The 321-nt window shown below is 58.6% G+C and carries 1 protein-coding gene; it reads left to right on the top strand.

The features are described from left to right. Positions 1-45 precede the first annotated feature (45 nt). Positions 46-321, top strand: a 276-nt coding sequence (locus L9G74_RS23970; RefSeq protein ID WP_238898545.1) for a ribulose-1,5-bisphosphate carboxylase small subunit, incomplete at its 3' end; no start/stop codon positions are given.

Below are 321 nucleotides of genomic sequence, written 5' to 3'. Positions count from 1 at the left end.
CTCTACTACTACTAGCCAGTAAGCTAGCTAACTAACTACGTGGCTATGGCCCCCACCGTGATGGCCTCCTCGGCCACCTCCGTGGCTCCATTCCAAGGGCTCAAGTCCACCGCCGGGCTCCCCGTCAGCCGCCGCTCCACCAACTCGGGCTTCGGCAACGTCAGCAATGGCGGAAGGATCAAGTGCATGCAGGTGTGGCCAATTGAGGGCATCAAGAAGTTCGAGACCCTATCGTACCTGCCACCACTCACCGTGGAGGATCTTTTGAAGCAGATCGAGTACCTGCTTCGATCCAAGTGGGTGCCTTGCCTCGAGTTCAGC

Source organism: Shewanella electrica, from assembly GCF_022321485.1.
Classification (GTDB): domain Bacteria; phylum Pseudomonadota; class Gammaproteobacteria; order Enterobacterales; family Shewanellaceae; genus Shewanella; species Shewanella electrica.
Note: the sequence above shows the minus strand (reverse complement) of the source record. Positions and strands in the feature narration are given on the sequence as shown.